21 protein-coding genes are annotated in these 19,883 nt (G+C 61.9%); 11 read left to right on the top strand and 10 right to left on the bottom strand.

Features of this window, described 5'->3' with window-relative positions:
* Window positions 1-47 precede the first annotated feature (47 nt).
* Both nadA and nadC read left to right on the top strand, forming a co-directional pair.
* Window positions 48-1,184, top strand: a complete 1,137-nt coding sequence (gene nadA, locus PATSB16_RS00950) for a quinolinate synthase NadA (protein ID WP_047216829.1) — start codon at window positions 48-50, stop codon at window positions 1,182-1,184.
* Window positions 1,181-2,053, top strand: coding sequence for a carboxylating nicotinate-nucleotide diphosphorylase (gene nadC, locus PATSB16_RS00955; protein ID WP_047216019.1), 873 nt, complete (start codon window positions 1,181-1,183; stop codon window positions 2,051-2,053). Before nadA ends, nadC begins: the two co-directional genes overlap by 4 nt.
* Here nadC and nadB read toward each other — a convergent pair.
* From nadB to radC, 4 genes are all read right to left on the bottom strand, one after another.
* A complete protein-coding gene (nadB, locus tag PATSB16_RS00960; RefSeq protein ID WP_047216020.1) occupies window positions 2,050-3,690 on the bottom strand; it encodes an L-aspartate oxidase in 1,641 nt (546 codons plus the stop codon). The genes nadC and nadB overlap by 4 nt on opposite strands.
* A 222-nt stretch (window positions 3,691-3,912) precedes the next feature.
* Window positions 3,913-4,080: a 50S ribosomal protein L33 gene (gene rpmG / locus PATSB16_RS00965; protein ID WP_047216022.1), complete on the bottom strand. Its 168-nt coding sequence runs from the start codon at window positions 4,078-4,080 to the stop codon at window positions 3,913-3,915.
* 10 nt (window positions 4,081-4,090) lie between these two features.
* The gene (rpmB, locus tag PATSB16_RS00970; protein ID WP_047216024.1) at window positions 4,091-4,324 is read right to left on the bottom strand and encodes a 50S ribosomal protein L28; all 234 of its coding nucleotides are present in this window, start codon (window positions 4,322-4,324) and stop codon (window positions 4,091-4,093) included.
* A gap of 148 nt (window positions 4,325-4,472) precedes the next feature.
* Window positions 4,473-5,147 carry a RadC family protein gene (gene radC, locus PATSB16_RS00975; protein WP_047216026.1) on the bottom strand — a complete coding sequence of 225 codons (675 nt, stop codon included), beginning with the start codon at window positions 5,145-5,147 and terminating at the stop codon, window positions 4,473-4,475.
* A gap of 126 nt (window positions 5,148-5,273) precedes the next feature.
* Here radC and PATSB16_RS00980 point away from each other — a divergent pair, with 126 nt between their 5' ends.
* The 7 genes from PATSB16_RS00980 (at window position 5,274) to PATSB16_RS01010 (ending at window position 12,134) form a co-directional block, all read left to right on the top strand.
* On the top strand, window positions 5,274-5,729 hold the full coding sequence (locus PATSB16_RS00980) for an FKBP-type peptidyl-prolyl cis-trans isomerase (RefSeq protein ID WP_047216027.1): 456 nt from the start codon (window positions 5,274-5,276) through the stop codon (window positions 5,727-5,729).
* A 9-nt stretch (window positions 5,730-5,738) separates the two neighbouring features.
* Window positions 5,739-6,695, top strand: a complete 957-nt coding sequence (gene ispH / locus PATSB16_RS00985) for a 4-hydroxy-3-methylbut-2-enyl diphosphate reductase (RefSeq protein WP_047216028.1) — start codon at window positions 5,739-5,741, stop codon at window positions 6,693-6,695.
* 422 nt (window positions 6,696-7,117) lie between these two features.
* On the top strand, window positions 7,118-8,320 hold the full coding sequence (locus PATSB16_RS00990; RefSeq protein ID WP_047216030.1) for a branched-chain amino acid ABC transporter substrate-binding protein: 1,203 nt from the start codon (window positions 7,118-7,120) through the stop codon (window positions 8,318-8,320).
* A gap of 215 nt (window positions 8,321-8,535) precedes the next feature.
* Window positions 8,536-9,486: a branched-chain amino acid ABC transporter permease gene (locus PATSB16_RS00995; RefSeq protein ID WP_047216031.1), complete on the top strand. Its 951-nt coding sequence runs from the start codon at window positions 8,536-8,538 to the stop codon at window positions 9,484-9,486.
* A gap of 10 nt (window positions 9,487-9,496) precedes the next feature.
* Window positions 9,497-10,633 carry an ABC transporter permease subunit gene (locus PATSB16_RS01000; protein ID WP_047216033.1) on the top strand — a complete coding sequence of 379 codons (1,137 nt, stop codon included), beginning with the start codon at window positions 9,497-9,499 and terminating at the stop codon, window positions 10,631-10,633.
* Window positions 10,634-10,644: 11 nt separating this feature from the next.
* Window positions 10,645-11,418 (top strand): ABC transporter ATP-binding protein, encoded by a 774-nt coding sequence (locus tag PATSB16_RS01005; protein WP_047216034.1) that lies wholly within the window; start codon window positions 10,645-10,647, stop codon window positions 11,416-11,418.
* Window positions 11,418-12,134 (top strand): ABC transporter ATP-binding protein, encoded by a 717-nt coding sequence (locus PATSB16_RS01010; protein WP_047216035.1) that lies wholly within the window; start codon window positions 11,418-11,420, stop codon window positions 12,132-12,134. Before PATSB16_RS01005 ends, PATSB16_RS01010 begins: the two co-directional genes overlap by 1 nt.
* Before the next feature lie 69 nt (window positions 12,135-12,203).
* Here the strand turns inward: PATSB16_RS01010 and PATSB16_RS01015 are convergent, their stop codons facing one another.
* The 3 genes from PATSB16_RS01015 to PATSB16_RS01025 form a co-directional block, all read right to left on the bottom strand.
* A complete protein-coding gene (locus PATSB16_RS01015; protein WP_083566632.1) occupies window positions 12,204-12,626 on the bottom strand; it encodes a GNAT family N-acetyltransferase in 423 nt (140 codons plus the stop codon).
* 91 nt (window positions 12,627-12,717) lie between these two features.
* Window positions 12,718-13,917: an acetylornithine transaminase gene (locus tag PATSB16_RS01020; protein ID WP_047216038.1), complete on the bottom strand. Its 1,200-nt coding sequence runs from the start codon at window positions 13,915-13,917 to the stop codon at window positions 12,718-12,720.
* Between the two features lie 257 nt (window positions 13,918-14,174).
* Entirely contained in the window at window positions 14,175-15,200 is a 1,026-nt protein-coding gene (locus PATSB16_RS01025; protein WP_047216039.1) for a CDP-6-deoxy-delta-3,4-glucoseen reductase, read from the bottom strand.
* A gap of 15 nt (window positions 15,201-15,215) precedes the next feature.
* Here PATSB16_RS01025 and PATSB16_RS01030 point away from each other — a divergent pair, with 15 nt between their 5' ends.
* Entirely contained in the window at window positions 15,216-16,253 is a 1,038-nt protein-coding gene (locus tag PATSB16_RS01030) for an NAD-dependent epimerase/dehydratase family protein (RefSeq protein ID WP_047216040.1), read from the top strand.
* Here PATSB16_RS01030 and PATSB16_RS01035 read toward each other — a convergent pair.
* Window positions 16,250-17,167, bottom strand: a complete 918-nt coding sequence (locus PATSB16_RS01035; protein ID WP_047216041.1) for a LysR family transcriptional regulator — start codon at window positions 17,165-17,167, stop codon at window positions 16,250-16,252. The genes PATSB16_RS01030 and PATSB16_RS01035 overlap by 4 nt on opposite strands.
* 114 nt (window positions 17,168-17,281) lie before the next feature.
* Entirely contained in the window at window positions 17,282-18,169 is an 888-nt protein-coding gene (locus tag PATSB16_RS01040) for a DMT family transporter (protein ID WP_047216042.1), read from the bottom strand.
* Window positions 18,170-18,339: 170 nt separating this feature from the next.
* Here PATSB16_RS01040 and PATSB16_RS01045 point away from each other — a divergent pair, with 170 nt between their 5' ends.
* On the top strand, window positions 18,340-19,260 hold the full coding sequence (locus PATSB16_RS01045) for a helix-turn-helix domain-containing protein (protein WP_047216043.1): 921 nt from the start codon (window positions 18,340-18,342) through the stop codon (window positions 19,258-19,260).
* 9 nt (window positions 19,261-19,269) lie between these two features.
* Here the strand turns inward: PATSB16_RS01045 and PATSB16_RS01050 are convergent, their stop codons facing one another.
* Window positions 19,270-19,761 (bottom strand): hypothetical protein, encoded by a 492-nt coding sequence (locus tag PATSB16_RS01050; RefSeq protein WP_047216044.1) that lies wholly within the window; start codon window positions 19,759-19,761, stop codon window positions 19,270-19,272.
* Between the last annotated feature and the right edge of the window lie 122 nt (window positions 19,762-19,883).

A 19,883-nucleotide genomic window follows, 5' to 3' on the forward strand; every position in this document is an offset into this window, starting at 1 on the left:
GCTACGGCGGGGTTCTTTGTTTCAGGTTTTATTTTTGGGTTGTCGTGATGGTTGAATCGCCTCTCAAATCGATCGAGTTCGAGCGCCCCGACGCCGCTGGCGGCGCATGCGTGGCGCATGCCTGGGCGCGTGTGCCGGAAACATTGACGCCGGATCGCCGCGCGGCATTGAAGGCCCGCGTCAAACAGTTGCTCGCCGAGCGGAACGCCGTCCTGGTGGCGCATTATTACGTCGATGCGGACCTGCAGGATCTGGCCGAAGAGACGGGGGGCTGCGTCGCCGACTCGCTGGAGATGGCGCGCTTCGGACGAGACCATCCGGCGCATACACTGGTTGTCGCAGGTGTGCGCTTCATGGGGGAAACCGCCAAGATCCTGAGTCCGGAAAAGCGCATTCTGATGCCGGACCTCGACGCGACGTGTTCTCTCGATCTGGGCTGCCCGGCCGACCAATTCGCTGCGTTTTGCGACGCGCACCCGGATCGCACCGTAGTTGTGTACGCGAACACCAGCGCGGCGGTAAAAGCCCGAGCGGACTGGATGGTGACGTCCAGCATCGGGCTCGACATCGTCGCCCATTTGCACGCGCAGGGCAAAAAAATTCTCTGGGCGCCGGACCGTCATCTGGGGCGTTACGTGCAAGAGAAAACGGGCGCCGACATGCTGCTGTGGCAGGGCGCTTGTCTTGTGCATGATGAATTCAAGGGCGTCGAACTGGAGTTGCTGCGCCGCGAACACCCGCGCGCCAAGATCCTCGTTCATCCCGAGTCTCCTGCGTCAGTCGTTGCGCAGGCCGATGTGGTTGGCTCGACCTCGCAACTCATCGATGCGGTGCGCACCTTGCCGGCGACCGAGTTCATTGTGGCGACCGATAACGGCATTCTGCACAAAATGCGCGCGGTGGCCTCGGGCAAGCGCCTTATCGAGGCTCCGACCGCCGGTAATAGCGCGACATGCAAGAGCTGCGCCCATTGCCCGTGGATGGCGATGAACGGCCTCGAAAACCTGATCCATGTGCTGGAAACGGGCGACAACGAGATTCAGGTCGACCCACGGATCGGCGAACAGGCATATATCTGCATCGACCGCATGCTGACGTTTGCCGCCGAGCGCAAGAAGACCGTGCGGGCCAGTGGCGATCTGGCGCGCGACACCGCATTATTTTCAGGAGTTGGCCCGGCATGACCCCGTTTTCATGTGACTCACCGGTGTTTGCGGAATTCGGCGTGCCCCTGGCCGATGCTCTGGAGCGTAACGTCGACAGCGCATTGGCCGAGGATGTGGGCAGCGGCGATCTGACTGGCCTGTTGGTGCCGGCAGATGAATCCGGCAACGCGCGCATCATCGTGAGAGAGGCTGCTGTGTTGTGTGGCGCGCCTTGGCTTGAGGCCGTCATGCGGCGTTTGGATTCGTCGATCCGTGTCGAGTGGCATTATCGCGAGGGTGCGCAAATGGCGGCCAATACGGCGGTGTGCGAATTGAGTGGGCCGGCGCGCGCGTTGCTTACCGGCGAGCGGTGCGCGCTGAACTTTCTGCAAATGCTCTCCGGCGTCGCCACTGCGACCCGCACGTACGTCGATGCGGTTGCGGGTACCAAGGCGAGAATTCTTGACACTCGCAAGACGCTGCCGGGTTTGAGGCTGGCACAGAAATATGCGGTGCGGGTCGGGGGCGGCGTCAACCAGCGGCTTGCCCTGTATGACGGCATCTTGATCAAGGAAAACCACATTGCTGCGGCTGGCGGTATCGGGCCCGTGCTTGATGCGGCTCGGGCGCTCAACGCCGGTGTGTCGGTGCAGATCGAAGTAGAGACGCTCGAACAACTCGACGAAGTGCTGCGTGCTGGCGCAACTTCGATTCTGCTCGACAATTTCAGTTACGACATGATGCGCGAAGCGGTGCGCATGACGGCTGCCCGAGCGGTGTTGGAGGTATCGGGTGGCGTGAATATGCAAACGGTACGGACCATCGCTGAAACCGGCGTCGACCGCATTTCGATCGGCAGTCTGACCAAGGACGTCAAGGCCGTCGACTACTCGATGCGAATGATCTAGCGTCCCAATCCCGGATGGGCTGCGGCGTTGCGCAGTGCCGCTTTGGCGGGCGGCGGCAAAACGGTTGGCAATGCCTTGGGCAAGGTCTCCGGGTAATCGCGACTGAAATGCAGGCCGCGGCTTTCCTGGCGCGACAGCGCGCTGTTGACGATGAGCGACGCCACGTCGACCAGATTGCGCAACTCCAGCAGATCCCGCCCAACGCGGAAATGCGAATAGTATTCGGTAATCTCCTCGCGCAGCAGGCGGATGCGGTGCTGGGCTCGCTCAAGGCGCTTGTCGGTGCGAACGATGCCGACGTAATTCCACATCATGCGGCGCAATTCGTCCCAGTTGTGCGCAACGACGACTTCCTCGTCCGCGTCCGACACACGGCTCTCATCCCATTCCGGTACATTGATCTCGGCACTGTCGGTGTGTGCACGCTGAAGCATATTTTCCGCGGCAGCGCGACCCAGCACCAGACACTCCAGCAGTGAGTTGCTGGCCAGCCTGTTGGCACCGTGCAAGCCGGTGTACGCCGTCTCGCCGACGGCATACAGACCCGGCAGGTCGGTCTGCCCGGCGAGGTCGGTCACGACGCCGCCGCAGGTATAGTGCGCGGCCGGGACCACCGGTATCGGTTGGCGCGTAATATCGATGCCGAACTCTCGGCAGCGGGCCAGGATGGTCGGGAAATGCTCGTGAAGAAAAGCCGCGGGTTGATGGCTGATGTCGAGATGGACGCAATCGAGGCCACGTTTTTTGATCTCGAAGTCGATTGCTCTGGCCACGATGTCACGCGGCGCGAGTTCGGCCCGCGCGTCGTGCTGTGGCATAAAACGAGTGCCATCCGGGAGTTTCAGCAATCCGCCTTCGCCGCGCACCGCCTCGGAAATCAGGAAGGACTTCGCATAGGGGTGATACAGGCAGGTGGGGTGAAACTGGATGAATTCCATATTGGCGACGCGGCAGCCCGCGCGCCACGCCATGGCGATACCGTCGCCGGTAGCGGTATCCGGATTGGTTGTGTAAAGGTAGACCTTGCCAGCACCTCCGGTGGCGAGCACGGTTTGCCGGGCGGTCATGGTTTGCACCGTGCCGCGCTCCTGATCGAGCAGGTAGAGTCCGTGACAGCGTGAATGACCAGCTGCCGAGGAACTCCCCGGCAAGCGCGCGGAGGTGATCAGGTCGATCGCGAAATGGTTCTCGAACAGCGTGATATTCGGATGGCTGCGCACACGCTCGGCCAGCGTTGTGACGACTGCGTGCCCGGTAGCATCGGCGGCATGAATGATCCGGCGGTGGCTGTGTCCGCCTTCGCGCGTCAAATGAAATCCCAGTTCGGCCGCAGCGTCTTTGGTAAAGGGCACGCCCTGGCCAATCAGCCATTCGATTGCCGCACGCCCGTTTTCGACGATGAAGCGGGTCGCGGCTTCGTCGCAAAGGCCGGCGCCGGCGACCAGTGTGTCAGCCACATGCTCGTGGCAACTGTCGCTTGAGTCCAGCACAGCGGCAATGCCGCCTTGCGCCCAATCGCTCGCGCCCTCCGGTAACGGCCGTTTGGTGATCATGGCCACTCGGCAAGTGTCGGCAAGGTGGAGCGCCACGGACTGGCCAGCCAGGCCACCGCCAACAATGATGACGTCGAAGTTCATGCTGCAAATGTATGCGGACCCGCTTCGCGCGCAGGGCAGACCCGCTGAAGTCATTGGAGCTTTGCAGTATACCTATTTGGCGACCATGACGTGGCGATCATGCCGGTGAAGTGGCATGCTTGAGTATTCACGTCTTGCAAATCGACCAAGCGATTGACGCCAAAATAAAAACCCCGCTCGAAGCGGGGTCGGTCAACCTTGGCGCGTAACGCTGCCGGTGGCTTACTTGATCTTGGTTTCCTTGTACGCCACATGTTTGCGAACAACCGGATCAAATTTCATGATCTCCATTTTTTCCGGTTTGGTGCGCTTGTTCTTGGTGGTCGTGTAGAAGTGACCCGTACCAGCGGTCGACTCCAGCTTGATTTTATCGCGGGCGCCTTTTGCCATGATGAGCTCCTTAGATCTCGCCGCGAGCGCGCAAGTCGACCAGTACGGAATCGATACCGTTCTTGTCGATCAGGCGAAGACCGGCATTGGAAATACGCAAGCTCACCCAGCGGTTTTCGCTTTCCACCCAGAAACGGCGGTTTTGCAGATTCGGCAGGAAGCGGCGCTTGGTTTTGTTATTGGCGTGGGAAACATTGTTGCCAACCATCGGCTTTTTCCCGGTCACTTGACATACGCGTGCCATAAAGCACTCCTAACGCTAAATGCTGTCTGGTAAAAAAATAAGTTAGTCGAAAAGACAGACGGCGATTATAACCAGAAAATCCCAGATAAATCAAATGCTTTTTGCCGGTACCTTCATTTTCGTCGGGATGCGCGGCGACGGAGGCGCATTATAACTCGCCATGCTCGGCCAGCGAGTAGACGTCGGAACCGCCGACGATGAAGTGGTCGAGCAAACGGATTTCCAGCAATTCGAGGGCTGCTCCGAGTTGCCGGGTCAAATGGAGATCGGCCTGGCTCGGTTGCTCAACGCCGGATGGGTGGTTATGTGCGACAATAAGCGCCGCAGCATTGTGGCGCAAGGCTTGGCGCGCGACCTCGCGCGGATAGACCGCGGCTTGCTGCAATGAACCGCGGAACAGGGATTCAGCCCGGATCAACTGATTTTGCGTGTTGAGATACAGGCAAAAGAAGACTTCATGGGGTTTGTGTGCCAGCGACAGGCGGAGAAAGTGCTTTACCGCCGTTGGCGAACTGAGTGACACGTGCTCCTGCAACTCCTCTCCCAGCGCGCGGCGCGCCATTTCCAGCACGGCTTGAAGTTGCGCGTACTTGGCCGTGCCAATGCCGCGCACCGCGCTCAATTCCTGGGCTGTGGCGCAAAACAGCCGATTGAGCGTGCCGAAATGATTCAGCAATTCGCGAGCGAGGGCAACCGCGCTTTTGCCGGCCGTGCCGATGCGCAGGAAGATTGCCAGCAACTCGGCGTCGGACAGCGCCTCGGCGCCGAGCGATAGCAGCTTTTCCCTGGGCCGCTCGCCGGCGGGCCAATGACTGATCGACATCGTTGTTCTCTCGAATGCGAGTCGGCGGTCAAGCGCGCCGAGCGGTAGGGGGGGGGGCAACTGGTGCACGACCAGCGAGAGCGCAGGTCGCTTACAATATAGGCTTGATTTTAAAGCGGGATTTTCATGAATAGCGTAGTGGTTCCGAAGGTTCAGGAGAATTCCTACCTGACGTTGCATTATCGGATCGCCCTGGCCGACGGCACCGACGTCGTGAGCACTTTCGATGGCAAGCCGGCAACGTTGCAATTGGGGGCGGGGCAGCTCGCGCCAACCCTGGAGCAGGCACTCGTCGGAATGGAGCAGGGGCAGCAAGCGAGGATCGCATTGGCTCCCGAGCAGGCTTTCGGGCCGCGTAACCCGGAACTGCTGCAGCGGGTGTCGCTCAAGACGCTACAAGAGAATAGCAACCTGGGTGAGCAGTACGTGCCTGGCGATCTGGTCGAATTTTCGGCCCCCGGCGGCGGCCAGTACGCCGGCATCCTGAGGGAGATCGGCGATACCTGGGCCCTGTTCGACTTCAATCATCCGCTGGCCGGACAATCCATCACCTTCGAAGTCCACATTATTGGCGTGCTGTAAGGATCGACGATGAGTACCGTGACCGAGGCGAATGCCGAAATTCTGCTGGCTCAGCCGCGCGGCTTCTGTGCCGGCGTGGATCGTGCCATCGAAATCGTCGAGCGCGCCCTGAAGCTGTTCGGGGCGCCGATTTACGTGCGCCACGAAATCGTGCACAACGCCTATGTGGTGGGCGATTTGCGCCACAAGGGTGCGGTATTCGTCGACGATCTCACCGAGGTGCCGGAGGGCGGGACGGTCATTTTCAGCGCGCACGGCGTATCCCAGGCGGTGCGCGCCGAAGCTCAGCGCCGCGGGTTGCGGATTTTCGACGCGACCTGTCCGCTGGTCACCAAGGTTCATGTCGAAGTCGGGAAAATGCGTGCTGCCGGCATCGAGGTTGTCATGATTGGGCACCGCGGACACCCCGAGGTCGAGGGAACCATGGGGCAGATGGACGGCAGCGGCATGTATCTGGTCGAGAGTGTCGATGACGTGGCGCGGCTTCAGGTCGCCGACCCGACCCGGCTTGCCTATGTCACGCAAACGACGTTGTCGGTCGATGATGCCGCGGAAATCATCGCGGCCCTCAAAGCCCGGTTCGCCGGCATCCATGAGCCCAAAAAACAGGACATTTGCTACGCCACGCAAAATCGCCAGGATGCCGTCAAATTCATGGCACCGCAGTGCGACGTGGTGATCGTGGTCGGCAGTCCCAATAGCTCGAACTCAAACCGCCTGCGCGAGGTCGCCGAGAAAATGGGCGTCGATGCCTATATGGTTGACGCTCCCGAACAAATCCAACCCGCCTGGCTAGCCGGCAAGCGCCATATCGGCGTGACGGCTGGCGCTTCGGCGCCCGAAGCGCTGGCGCAAGCCGTCATCGCCCGGTTGAACGAGCTGGGCGCGCGGCGCGTGCGCAAGCTCGACGGCGTTGAAGAGACCGTGATTTTCCCACTGCCCAAGGGTCTGGCATTACCTGATTGAGTTCATCCGCGGCAAGGTGTAACGTGCCGATGGGGATATTTTGGTATCCAGACTTTCCTGCCGTCTCCTGTGTTTTTTCTCTCTTGAGCGGGGACTCACTGTTTAGAGTTTGTCTTCGAATATCCCCGGGCACGTATTTTGCTTATTTTGCTGATGTGGTGTAACGCCGACCGCTTGATTCGCGGCGTTATGGATAAGCGGAATTCGGTATGGTGCAACCCGGGGAAACCCGAGGCGATTTTTGGGTTGCACTGCGTTAGATTCTCGATCGCAAAAGGAGGGACAAATTTAGGCTCTCATCATGGAAAACCCTGTGCTTGCGGGGCTCGCACGGGAAAAAAATGGAGTTACAATGCGCGCGTTTCGTACGAGAAACACTGTCATGGCGGCCACAATCCGCTGGTAATCAGGAGATAAAAAATATGCAACTCAAGTTCGCGAAGGTTCTGCCTCTCGTCGCTGCGGTAACTCTGCTCGCGGCATGCGGGCAGAAGGAAGAAAAGAAAGCCGATGCAGGCGCCGCTGCGCCCGCCGCGACGACTGCCGCAGCCGACAGTGACGTCCAGGTCGTCAAGATCGGTCACGTGGCACCGCTGACCGGCGAAATCGCGCACCTCGGGAAGGACAACGAAAACGGGGCACGTCTGGCGATCGAAGACATCAACAAGAAGGGTCTGGTGATCGACGGCAAGAAAATCAAGCTGGAACTCGACGCGCAGGATGATGCGGGCGATCCCCGTACCGCCACGCAAGTCGCGCAGAAGCTGGTCGACGACCACGTCGTCGCGGTGGTCGGTCACCTGAACTCCGGCACCACGATTCCCGCCTCGAAGATCTACAGCGATGCCGGCATCGTCGAAATCTCCCCGTCGGCCACCAACCCTGCTTACACCCAGCAAGGCTTCAAGACCGCGTACCGCGTGGTGGCGACCGATGCTCAGCAAGGTCCGGCGCTGGCCAACTACGGCTTCAAGACGCTGCACGCCAAATCGGTGGCCATCGTCGACGACGCCACGGCTTACGGCCAAGGGTTGGCTGACGAGTTCGAGAAAACCGCCAAGGCCGACGGCATGAAAGTGCTGAGCCACGACGAGACCAACGATAAGGCCACGGACTTCCGCGCGATTCTGACCAAGATCAAGGGCGAGCGTCCGGACATCATCATGTACGGCGGCATGGACGCGACCGGCGGCCCGTTCGCCAAGCAGGCGAAAGAACTTGGCATCAATGGCAAGGTTCTGGCCGGCGACGGCGTCTGTACCGACAAGGTCGCCGAGTTGGCGGGCGACGCGATCAACAACATCGTTTGCTCGGAAGCCGGCATGGCGCTGTCGAAGATGCCGAAGGGCGCAGAGTTCGAGAAAGAATACGAAGCGCGCTTCCACCAGCCGATTCAGATCTACGCTCCGTTCACCTATGACGCGGTTGGCATCATTGTCGACGCAATGAAGCGCGCCAACTCGACCGATCCGGCGAAGATTCTCGCGGCCATGCCGGCCACGAACTACGACGGCGTGATTGGTAACGTTCAGTTCGACTCGAAGGGTGACCTGAAGCAGCCGGTCATTACGCTGTATGACTACAAGGACGGCAAGAAGACCGTCCTCGACGTCGAAAAGATGTAAATCTCGGATCCCGAGGCCCAGAAACGGCACCGTCAACAACCATGCGGTGCCGTTTCTTTATCTGCGGATCATTGCCGAGCCCCCATAACGGGCGAGGCCCGCCTCCTCAACAGGAACCCGTTTTTATCATTTGCATTTTCCCCTGGCGACCCGCTCCGACCTACCGGTGAGACGTGTCGTTGGGCCCGGCGAGTGGGACCAAGGAGTTAGTATTCATGGATATCTTTATCCAACAGATCCTCAACGGTCTGGTGCTGGGTTGCGTCTACGCGATCCTGGCATTGGGTTACACGATGGTCTACGGTATTTTGGGCATTATCAATTTTGCCCACGCGGACGTGATGATGATCGGCGCCATGGTGGCGCTCTCCACCATCAATCTGGTCATGCATTTCTTTCCGCATCTCAATCCCTTCGTCACATTGCTCATTGCAACACTGGTTGCGATGCCCACTTGTGCGGTGGTCAATTACATTATCGAGCGGGTGGCTTACCGTCGTCTGCGCAACGCGCCGCGACTGGCGCCGCTGATCACGGCGATCGGGGTTTCTCTGCTGCTTGAAACGATTGCGATGATCATCTGGGGCCGTAACCCGTTGATGTTCCCGCAATTGCTGCCGACCGATGCCATTACGGTCATTCCCGAGACGGCCAAGCACGTGGGCGCGGTCACCAACGGCACGGGTATCGTGATTGTCGTGGTGGCGGTGCTGATGATGATCGGCCTGACCCAACTGGTTAATCGTACCCGCCTTGGCCGGGCAATGCGCGCCACCGCCGAGAACCGTAACGTGGCCGGCCTGATGGGCGTCAATCCCAACTTCGTGATTTCCGTGACCTTTGCGTTGGGCGGCGCGTTGGCGGCCGTCGCCGGGGTCATGATGGCCAGCAATTACGGCAATGCCCACTTCTACATGGGTTTCATCCCTGGCATGAAGGCCTTCACGGCCGCGGTGCTGGGGGGGATCGGCAATCTGACCGGTGCAATGGTGGGCGGCGTTCTGCTGGGCCTGATCGAAGCACTCGGGGCCGGCTACATCGGCAAGCTGACCGGTGGGATATTTGGCAGCAACTATCAGGACGTCTTCGCATTCATCGTGCTGATCATCGTTTTGGTGTTCCGTCCATCCGGCCTGCTGGGTGAGCGTGTGGCCGATCGCGCCTAAGGAGACGGACATGACACAAGCACAAACCAATACGGCGGCGCCGATTTCCGAGAAGGTGGCTGCCCGCAAGGCGATGCGCGGACTGGCCCTGTTCGTGGTGGGCGCGATACTCGCGCCGGTTCTGGTCGGATATGCCGGCGGCAACTACTGGGTACGCGTGCTCGATTTCGCGATGCTCTACATCATGCTCGCGCTGGGTCTTAACATCGTGGTAGGTTTCGCCGGTCTGCTCGACCTCGGGTACATCGCGTTCTACGCAGTTGGCGCCTACGTTACCGCTTTGCTGACTTCGCCCCATCTGACCGAGCATTTCCCGGCGATCGCCAGGATGTTCCCGCACGGCCTGCATTTTTCCGTCTGGTTGACGATCCCCCTGGGGGCGGCGATGGCGGCTATCTTCGGCATCCTGCTCGGAACGCCGACGTTGCGCCTGCGCGGTGACTATCTTGCGATCGTGACCCTCGGGTTCGGGGAAATCGTCCGGATCTTCATGAACAATCTCGACCGCCCGATCAACATCACGAACGGACCCAAGGGCATCATCGGCATCCGCTCGGTCGATATCGCCGGAGTCGATTTCGCCAAGACCCAGCATCTCCTGGGCTTGCAGATTCCTTCGGTCTACATGTATTACTACCTGTTCGTGTTGCTGGCCCTGATTGTCGCGTTCATCTGCATCCGCCTGCAGCATTCCCGCATCGGGCGAGCCTGGGTGGCGATCCGTGAAGACGAAATTGCCGCCAAGGCGATGGGCATCAATACCCGTAACGTGAAGCTGCTTGCATTTGCCATGGGTGCATCGTTCGGCGGCGTCGCGGGCGGCATGTTCTCTGCGTTCCAGGGCTTCGTCTCGCCCGAATCGTTCACCTTCTGGGAGTCCGTCATCGTGTTGTCGATGGTGGTTCTCGGCGGTATGGGACACATTCCCGGCGTCATTCTGGGAGGCATCGCGCTGTCGACATTCCCCGAGTTCCTGCGCTCCACGCTGGGACCGATGCAGCAAAGTATGTTCGGACACGTCTACATCGATCCTGAAGTGGCGCGCCAATTGCTGTATAGCCTGGCGATGATTCTGATCATGCTGTATCGTCCGGCGGGCTTGTGGCCCTCGCCCCGCCCAGAAGAACGACCAATGACGACTTCTTGAGGACGAGCGACATGAGTGAGAATATTTTATTGTCCGTCCAGGGCGTCAATAAGCGTTTTGGCGGCCTGCAGGCGTTGACCGATGTTGGCCTGGAAATCAAGGCCGGTGAAATCTACGGTTTGATCGGCCCGAACGGTGCCGGCAAGACCACCTTCTTCAACGTTATCACCGGGCTGTACTCGCCCGACTCGGGAAAATTCGTCCTGGGCGGCCAGCCGTACAAGCCGACTGCGGTGCACGAGGTGGCCAAGGCCGGCATCGCGCGTACCTTCCAGAACATCCGCCTGTTCGGGGGCATGACGGCGGTCGAAAACGTCATGGTCGGGCGCCACGTGCGCACCAAAACCGGGGTGTGGGGCGCAATCACGCACCATGCCGGCGCTCGTGCCGAGGAGAAGGGCATCTACGAGCGCGCGATGGCGCTGCTGGAATACGTGGGCGTTGCCCAATACGCCAAGTACACATCGTCGAACCTGTCGTACGGCCATCAGCGCCGGCTCGAAATCGCCCGCGCGCTGGCGACCGATCCGAAACTGCTGGCCCTGGACGAGCCGGCCGCCGGCATGAACGCGACGGAAAAAGTCGAGTTGCGGGGTCTGCTCGACAAGATTCGCAGCGACGGCAAGACCATTCTGCTCATCGAGCACGACGTCAAGCTGGTGATGGGGCTGTGCAATCGCATGACGGTACTGGACTATGGCAAGGTGATTGCGCAGGGGCTGCCGCAGGATGTGCAGAAAAACCCCGCCGTGATTGAAGCGTATCTCGGGGCGGGAGGCCATTGATGAGCGAAGCGATGTTGAAAATCAAGGGCCTGAAGGTGTCGTATGGCGGCATCAAGGCGGTCAAGGGAATCGATCTGGATATCAAGCAGGGCGAACTGGTGACGCTCATCGGCGCCAATGGCGCCGGCAAGACCACCACGATGAAAGCCATCACCGGCCTGCTGCCGTGGGCCGACGGCGATATCGAGTATCTTGGGCAATCGATTCGCGGCGTGAAGTCGTTCGATCTGCTCAAGCGCGGCCTGGCGATGGTTCCGGAAGGTCGGGGCATCTTTGCACGCATGACCATCCTCGAAAACATCCAGATGGGTGCTTACTTGCGGAACGACACGGCCGGCATCAAGGACGATACCGAACGCATGTACGGCATTTTCCCGCGCCTGAAGGAGCGCGCCAGCCAGTTGGCCGGCACGCTCTCCGGGGGCGAGCAGCAAATGCTGGCGATGGCGCGCGCGCTGATGAGCCAGCCCAAGCTGCTACTGCTCGATGAGCCGTCGATGGGACTCTCGCCGATCATGGTCGAGAAGATCTTCGAGGTCGTGCGCACGGTATCGGCAGAAGGCGTGACCGTGCTGCTGGTCGAGCAGAACGCTCGACTGGCGTTGCAGGCGGCCCATCGCGGCTACGTCATGGATAGCGGGTTGGTCACCATGACGGGCGACGCCAAGGACATGCTCGACGATCCGAAAGTGCGTGCCGCTTACCTGGGCGAGTAATCGTCCGGCGACTGCGGTGACAGGAAGCGCCTCTTGCGAGGCGCTTTTTTTATTCAGGCTGGCGATGACCTAGCGTTGTTGCGGGGCTGTCTCGGCTGGGTGTCGATACGCATCGGGCCGATAAATCTGCATCAACGGGTGGTCCGCCGGCAGCGGCGTGAAGCCATAGCGTTCATAGAGGCCGGCCGCGGTATCGGTGGCCAGCATGAAGCGGCGCAAGCCGTGCAACGCGGGATGCGCCATCACGGCCACCACCAATTGCCGGCCGATACCCCGGCCGCGGGCTTCGGGCACCACGAACACATCGCAAAGATAGGCGAAGGTCGCGCGGTCGGTGATCACACGTGCAAAACCGACCTGCGGCGCATCGCCTGCGACGGCCTCGAGATCATAAGCGCCAAAACACAGCGAATGGGCAATCGCGCGGCTGAGCAGCGACATCGGTATGCCGCGCGCCCAATCCGTTTCGGTCGACAAAAAGCGATGGATCATCGCCACGTCGAGCCTGGCCGGATCGCACGAAATCTCGCAGGATGCCGGGGATGTGGGCGGCGCGGCGGCGCTCGACGTGGCTTGCACGAGCTCAGCCCACCTGCGCGAGAACCGTCTTGAGCATCGCGATCATCTGGTCGATTTCCTCTCGCGTGACGTTCAGTGCCGGCATGAAGCGCAGCAGGTTCGGGCGCGCGGCATTGACCAGCAGACCGTCCGGCGACAGATTGCGCGCCTTCTCGACGATTTGCGGGCCGATGTCCTTGCCCAGCAGCAGCGCGCGCAGCAGGCCCTCGCCACGCTCGCCCTCGAAGCCATAGGTGTCGCACAGCGCCAGCAACTGCTCGCGCAGATAATTGCCGAGCTGGGTGACGTTCTCCAGGAAGCCCGGCGCGGTCAATTGTTCGATGACCGAAATGCCGACCGCCGTCATCAATGGATTGCCGTTATAGGTGCCGCCCTGATCCCCCGCCTCGAACACAGCCACGGCCGCGGTGCTCAACAGCGCGGCCAGCGGCACGCCGCCGCCGATGCCCTTGCCCAACGTCATGATGTCGGGCGTGATGCCTGACAGTTCATAGGCGAACAGCTTGCCGGTGCGGCCGCAGCCGGTTTGCACCTCGTCGACGATCAGCAGCAGATTGTGCCGGTGCGTGAGTTCGCGCAATTGCAGCATGAATTCGCGGGTGGCCGGAATCACGCCGCCTTCGCCCTGCACCGGTTCGAGCATCACTGCCACCGTGTCGGGGCCGATCAGCTTCTCGACCGAGGCGATATCGTTGAGCTCGGCCTTGGGAAAGCCGGGTACCTGCGGCGCGAAAATCTTGTCCCAACCGGGTTTGCCGCTGGCCGACATGGTCGCCAGCGTGCGCCCGTGGAAACTGTGGTCAAACGTAATGATTTCGAAGCGCGCGCCGCCGGCCGCGTTGGGATGCTTTTGCCCCCACTTGCGCGCCAGCTTGATCGCCCCTTCGTTGGCCTCGGCGCCGCTGTTGGTGAAAAACACCTTGTCGAAGCAGCTGTTTTTCGTGAGCAGTCCCGCCAACCGCGCCATCGGTTCGTTATAGTAGGCCGGGCTGGGATTGATCAACTTGCCAGCCTGCTCGGTCAGCGCGCGAATCATGCCCTCGTTGCAATGACCCAGGCAATTGACCGCCCAGCCCTGAATGAAGTCCAGATAGCGCTTGCCGGTGTGATCGAAGATCCACGAACCCTTGCCGTGGGTGAAGACCGTCTCCGGCCGATTCGTGATGTACATCAGTGACTGGACCGGGAATTCGCTGAACTGCATGGCTGACTCCATTTAAAGGCGGGGATCGAAAAGATAAAGGCCACGGGGATCGCCCGTGGCCTTCGTATGTTTGCTGACTGCGTTCAGCGCAATCCAAGACGAGCCGCGCGGCGCCCCGGAGGGAGCAACGTACGGCGACGTCGGATAAAGGTCTGGAGGCAGTTCATGGGCGAAGCATACGACCAAGGCGGGAAGCTTGTCAAAACCTTGGCGTGCGCCATGTTGCAGGTTTCGCACAATCGCTCCCATGCCTCTCGCTAGGCGGCCAGGTCGGCCTCGGTGGTGAAGGCGTCCGCGTAAAAAGCCTCGGCCGGCAAGCCGCAATGCGCCGAGAACTCGCGGCGTGCCGACTCGACCATGACCGGTGCACCGCAGGCGTACACCTCGTAGCCGCTCAGGTTCGGCAGATCCTGCATGACCGCGTGATGGACGAAGCCGGTCCGGCCTTGCCATTGATCGGCGGCATCGGCCTCGGACAGCACCGGCACGAAGGTGAAATTCGGCACCTCACGCGCCCACTGCTCGGCCAGCTCGGCCATGTAGAGATCCTTGCGGCGCCGTCCGCCCCAGTAGAGCGTCATGGGCCGCGCGATACCTTTGTGCAGCGCGTGCTCGACGATCGCCTTGAGCGGTGCGAAGCCGGTGCCGGAGGCCAGCAGCACGATCGGCTTATCGGTATCTTCGCGCAGAAAGAAGGTGCCCAGCGGCGCTTCGAAACGCAAAATGTCACGCTCTTTCATGGCGCCAAAAACGTGATCGGTGAACACGCCCCCCGGGGTGTGCCGCACGTGCAGTTCGAGCGGGCCGTCCTGGTGCGGCGCGCAGGCCATCGAATAACTGCGGCGCTTGCCGTCTTTCAGGATGAATTCGAGATACTGTCCGGCGAGAAACTGCAGGCGCTCGTTGGCCGGCAATTGCAGGTGGATCACCATCACGTCGTCGGCGCGGCGCTCGAGTTTGGCTACCCGGCACGGCAGACGCTTGACCGGGATGTCGCCCACGCCGATGACCTCACGGCTTTCGATCACCAGATCCGAACGGGCGTGGGCGCAGCACAGCAGCGCCATGCCGCGTGTCTGTTCATCCTGGGGCAGCGCCGTGTGCGAGTGGGCGCCCTGTTCGATAGAGCCTTCGACAATCTTGCTCTTGCAGGAACCGCAACCGCCGTTCTTGCAGCCATATGGCAGGCCGATGCCCTGTCGCAATGCGGCGCTCAGCACCGCTTCGCCTTCTTCTACCTGAAATTGGTGACCGCTGGGTTGGATCGTTACGTTATAGGACATACTACAATCCGCTAAATGAAATCACTGAAAAAACTGGGGCGTCCCCGTCTGCTGATCGTTGGCTGCGGTGACGTCGGCATGCGCTGTCTGCCATTGCTGCGCAAGCGCTTCCGGGTGTTCGCGCTGACCTCTCAAGCGTCACGTCGTGCGCAGTTGCGGGAGGCAGGCGCGATACCGCTGATTGGCGACCTCGATCATCCCGACAGCTTGCGGCGCCTGCGGCATCTGGCGCCGCGCGTGCTGCATCTGGCACCGCCGCCGCCCACCGGTGCGCTCGACTCGCGCACCCGCCATTTGCTCAGCGCATTGAGTTCCGCCAAACCCGGTATTGTACCCGAGCAGGTTGCAGGTGCGGGCCGCCGCACGCTGGTCTACGCCAGCACCAGCGGCGTTTATGGCGACTGCGGCGGGGCGTGGGTCGACGAGACCCGGCCGGTGAGCCCGACATCCGCGCGCGCCGTGCGTCGGGTCGATGCCGAGCGCGTCGTTCGCCGCCTGGGCGCGCGCCGGACTCCGGCAGCAAGCGGGCGTGCGGCACGCACGCGTGCGGCGTGGCGAAGCGCCGCTGCGCCGAGTTTGCGTGCGCCGGGCTGGCGCAACTCGATCGTGCGTATCCCCGGGATCTATGCGGCCGATCGGCTGCCGCTGGCTCGCCTTGCCAAGGCGACGCCGGCCCTGCGCGCCGAGGACGACGTCTACACCAACCACATCCATGCGGACGATTTGGCCGCGATTCTGGTGCGTGTCCTGTGGCGCGGCAAGCCGCAACGAGTGATCCATGCCAGCGACGACACGCATCTGAAAATGGCGGACTACTTCGATCGGGTAGCCGATGCCGCCGGCCTTGCTCGCCCGCCGCGCCTGACGCGCGCACAGGCGCAGCAGCAAATGCCGCCCACGCTATGGTCGTTCATGCGCGAGTCGCGCCGGCTCGACAATCGGCGCCTGAAGCGAGAGCTCGGCTACGCGTTGCGCTACCCCACCGTCGACGCGTTGCTCGACGAGTTGTACGGCGGCCAATCGCTTGTCCCGACGCGCGACACGCCCGCCTAACCGGTCGACATCCCGGCCGGCGGCGTGTCGGCGTCCGGAAAACATAGCGACAGGAAACGCTGGGCGGTGCGCGTCGGCATATCGGCGTGGGGCACCAGGGCGGTCAACAGGCGCTTGAGCCCGTGGGGCGGATCGACGCGTAATGTCGCCAGCAAGTCATCCTCGTGACGCATCGACATGGCCGACACAAAACCGATGCCCATGCCAGCGCGCACGGCTTCCTTGACGCCCTCGACGCCCGCCAGGTCCAGGGCGACGCGAGGCTCCAGCCCCGCCACCGCAAACGCGCGCTCTACCAGCTGGCGCACCCCGGATCCTGACTCGCGCTGCACCAGCGGATAGGCGGCGAGTTGCTTCAAGGTCGCGCCATCCGGATACTGCCGAGCCAGCGGGTGGTCGGCGCGGGCGATCGCCACGACCTCGTCCTCGTGCCAGGGGCGTATTGCGATATCCGGGCCAAGGCTGGGGGGGATCGGGCCTTCGATAAAACCGATGTCCAGCGTCGGCAGCAGCTCGACGATTTCCGTCGTGTTGCCGTCGATCACGTCGATCGACACCGCCGGGTAACGCTGATGAAACTCGGCGATCAGGTAAGGCAGCAGATAGCTCGCTGGCGTGGTGCTCGCGCCCAGGCGCAGGGTGCCGGTTTCCAGCCCGCGCAGGGCATTGCGGTACGCCAGAATCTGCCGGTAATCCTGGCGCAGCTTGCCAGCGTACGCCGCCAGTTGCTGGCCGGTGGCGGTAAGACGGATGCCGCGCCCGTCGCGTCGGTAAAGCGGCTCGCCAAACTCTTCCTGCAGCAGGCGCAATTGCCCCGAGACCGCCGGCTGAGAAAGATGCAACGCCTCGGCGGCGTGACTGATGTTACCCAGCTCCGCCACCGTGGCGAAAGTCAGCAATTGGTCGGGCGTCATAGGCGATGTATCGGGAGGGAATATAAAAATAATAGCAAATAATGCGTTTCCCGATAGATCGTCGTGCCCGCGACGGGGTCCCGTCCGATGTGCAACTCAACGTGAGCGTGCTCCTTACCGCGCCAGCCGAACCAGCGACCAGCGTGAAAAAATCACGACATTCCCGCACAAAATCAACGCCAGGCCGGCGAATGCCCAGGGTGTCCAGACATAACCCTCGAGCACCGTCGATACCGCCAGCGCGACCACCGGAAACAGCACGGTAGCGTATGCCGCGCGATCGGCGCCGATGCGGGCGACGAGCGACAGATACGAGAAAAAGCCGAGGATCGAACCGGGTATCGCCAAATAAAGCAGGCTAAGCACGTAGACCGGGGTGGGCGGCAGGACAAAGTGCGCACCGCGCGCCAGCGCGAACAAAGCCAGAAACAGCGCGCCCCAGGTCATGCCCCGCACCATCACATTGGGCAAATCGATCCCATCGCGAGTCGCGCGCATCGAGACCAGGTTGCCGAGCGAAAACACATACGTGCCGGCAATCGCCAGACCCACGCCCAGCGCCTGCCTGCCGCCGCCATGCAGGTACTGCATCTCGTGGCCAAACAGCAGTGCGATGCCCAGGATGCCCATGGCCGCGCCGGCGAGCACCTTGGGCTGCGGCGTGCGGCGCATGAAGAGCCACTGATTGAACACGTTGAAGACCGTGGCAAAAGTAAACAACACCGAGACGATGCCGCTGGCAATGTTTTGCGTGGCCGAGTAAATCAGGATGAAGTTCAGGCTGAACAGCGTCACGCCCAGCAGGGCGATCCACCCATGGGCGCGCCATGGCACCGGGCGCAAGCGGCGGGCGAGCGCCAGGCCGATCCAGAGCAAGCTGGCGGCGAGCGCAAAACGATAACAAATCGATATCTCTGGCGGCACGAGGCCAAGCTGCAGTTTGATCGCAAACCAGGTGAAACCCCAGGCCAGTACGAGTGCGATAAAAAGGAAAACGGTCATGGGTACGGAGGAGAATATTGAGCCATCCTGCAAGATAGTGCTCACTGGGCCGGCGGTCTGTCGGGTCCATGCGGTTTTATCGAAAACTTGCGCCAACGGGGGCATGTGTTGGCCGTGCTTGTGGACGACCAGGCGAAACGCTAGACTCTGCGCACGGAAGGACGCGAGCCATGCCTACTGATCAAGCCGATGCCCTGGGCCATTTCACCATTTTCAACCACTTGCGCGAGCATGGTGTGCCACTGCGCTCGTCGGTGTCCCTGGAGAGCGGTATCGGCATTGCGCTGTGGCAGCGCAACGAGACGGTTTTTACGCGCTACGAGGTGCCAGGGCATCACACCTTGAGCCTGTATGTCGATGGCGGAGTCGGCATCCGCCGCCGCATGGCGGGGCAACAGCTCGCCGGCGGCGGCGCGGGGACGCTGTGCCTGATGCCGGCCGGCGTCAGCACTGACTGGGACGTGGCCGGCGAGGTCAGTCTGCTGCATTTGTACGTACCGCAGCGGGCCTTCGAGCGGGCGGCCCTGGAGACCTTCGATCAAGACCCGGACAGGCTGACACTGCGGGACCTGACATTTTTCCGCGACAGTTATCTCGACAACGCGCTGCGCTCGACCCTGCTGCCCTTGGACTGGCAAGCGCCGGCCGATCGCCTGACCCTGAGCTACGCCGGTCAAATGCTGTTGACCTACCTGCTGGCGCGCTATGCCGATGGCCGGCCGGCACGGCTCGCGGCGGCGCGGGGCGGACTGGCGCCGGCCAGCCTGCGGCGCGTTTGCGAGTATATTTCCGCGCACCTCGACCAGCCGCTGTCGCTCGACCGGCTTGCCGCGCAGGCCGCGCTCAGCCCGTATCACTTTGCCAGGCAATTCAAGCACTCCACGGGTGAAAGCCCGCATGGCTTCGTGATGCGCCAGCGCATCGAGCTGGCCAAGCGCCTGCTTGGCGAGCGGCGGCACGAGCTGGCCGAAATCGCCTTGATGTGCGGCTTCAGCGGGCAGAGTCATTTCACGGAGAGGTTTCGCCGTCTGACCGGCATGACGCCGCGCCAATACGTTTGCGCGTTGCGTGGCGAGCCCGGTCGCGTCTAAGCCGCGCGACTATTGCCGCTCGGTCCCCGCGCCAGCGGGCCAGCCGCGCTCCAGCGCGTGGCGCAGTTCGCGGCGAAATACGTGGCTGTTGAACATGCCGTCGTGCGGTGTTGCCACGATCAGCGTGCGGCCTGCCAGATAGGGGATGGGATTATATTGGCCGGCCGCATAATCGATGTAGATCCGGTCGACCCGCTGCAGCATCAGCGTTCGGTAATGCGGGCTCCCGCCGCATACGTCGGCGATCGCCTGGGCAATGTATGCGCCCTCTTCATTTTGATAGGCATCCAGGTCGCCGAGATATTCGGCGTCGCGCGCCTCGTTCGGATCGACCTGCAGCGAAAGGGCCTTGCCGCACTGCGCCACCGGAATCGGAATAAAGAAATCAAGTCCGGCGCGGGCCACCTGGCCTGCCGGCCAACTCAGCACAATCGCGCAACCGGCGCGCCACAGCCAGGCGCTGCGGCCTCGCGGCGCGACACGGCGCGATTCTTGTCTCATCCAGATCACCTTCGACTCCCGGTGCCGCCGGTGCCGCCCCGGGCACGGCGCTTTACACGGATATTTTTATACATTTGCCCGCGTCCGACGCTAGCTTACTGCGAGCCCACGCGGGTGCGCCA

Origin of the sequence: Pandoraea thiooxydans (genome assembly GCF_001931675.1) — a bacterium.
GTDB lineage: Bacteria > Pseudomonadota > Gammaproteobacteria > Burkholderiales > Burkholderiaceae > Pandoraea > Pandoraea thiooxydans.

Coding starts and splice junctions, on each gene's coding strand:
- nadA (WP_047216829.1), top strand. CDS start 48: ATGGTTGAATCGCCTCTCAAATCGATCGAGTTCGAGCGCCCCGACGCC.
- nadC (WP_047216019.1), top strand. CDS start 1,181: ATGACCCCGTTTTCATGTGACTCACCGGTGTTTGCGGAATTCGGCGTG.
- nadB (WP_047216020.1), bottom strand. CDS start 3,690: ATGAACTTCGACGTCATCATTGTTGGCGGTGGCCTGGCTGGCCAGTCC.
- rpmG (WP_047216022.1), bottom strand. CDS start 4,080: ATGGCAAAAGGCGCCCGCGATAAAATCAAGCTGGAGTCGACCGCTGGT.
- rpmB (WP_047216024.1), bottom strand. CDS start 4,324: ATGGCACGCGTATGTCAAGTGACCGGGAAAAAGCCGATGGTTGGCAAC.
- radC (WP_047216026.1), bottom strand. CDS start 5,147: ATGTCGATCAGTCATTGGCCCGCCGGCGAGCGGCCCAGGGAAAAGCTG.
- PATSB16_RS00980 (WP_047216027.1), top strand. CDS start 5,274: ATGAATAGCGTAGTGGTTCCGAAGGTTCAGGAGAATTCCTACCTGACG.
- ispH (WP_047216028.1), top strand. CDS start 5,739: ATGAGTACCGTGACCGAGGCGAATGCCGAAATTCTGCTGGCTCAGCCG.
- PATSB16_RS00990 (WP_047216030.1), top strand. CDS start 7,118: ATGCAACTCAAGTTCGCGAAGGTTCTGCCTCTCGTCGCTGCGGTAACT.
- PATSB16_RS00995 (WP_047216031.1), top strand. CDS start 8,536: ATGGATATCTTTATCCAACAGATCCTCAACGGTCTGGTGCTGGGTTGC.
- PATSB16_RS01000 (WP_047216033.1), top strand. CDS start 9,497: ATGACACAAGCACAAACCAATACGGCGGCGCCGATTTCCGAGAAGGTG.
- PATSB16_RS01005 (WP_047216034.1), top strand. CDS start 10,645: ATGAGTGAGAATATTTTATTGTCCGTCCAGGGCGTCAATAAGCGTTTT.
- PATSB16_RS01010 (WP_047216035.1), top strand. CDS start 11,418: ATGAGCGAAGCGATGTTGAAAATCAAGGGCCTGAAGGTGTCGTATGGC.
- PATSB16_RS01015 (WP_083566632.1), bottom strand. CDS start 12,626: ATGATCCATCGCTTTTTGTCGACCGAAACGGATTGGGCGCGCGGCATA.
- PATSB16_RS01020 (WP_047216038.1), bottom strand. CDS start 13,917: ATGCAGTTCAGCGAATTCCCGGTCCAGTCACTGATGTACATCACGAAT.
- PATSB16_RS01025 (WP_047216039.1), bottom strand. CDS start 15,200: ATGTCCTATAACGTAACGATCCAACCCAGCGGTCACCAATTTCAGGTA.
- PATSB16_RS01030 (WP_047216040.1), top strand. CDS start 15,216: ATGAAATCACTGAAAAAACTGGGGCGTCCCCGTCTGCTGATCGTTGGC.
- PATSB16_RS01035 (WP_047216041.1), bottom strand. CDS start 17,167: ATGACGCCCGACCAATTGCTGACTTTCGCCACGGTGGCGGAGCTGGGT.
- PATSB16_RS01040 (WP_047216042.1), bottom strand. CDS start 18,169: ATGACCGTTTTCCTTTTTATCGCACTCGTACTGGCCTGGGGTTTCACC.
- PATSB16_RS01045 (WP_047216043.1), top strand. CDS start 18,340: ATGCCTACTGATCAAGCCGATGCCCTGGGCCATTTCACCATTTTCAAC.
- PATSB16_RS01050 (WP_047216044.1), bottom strand. CDS start 19,761: ATGAGACAAGAATCGCGCCGTGTCGCGCCGCGAGGCCGCAGCGCCTGG.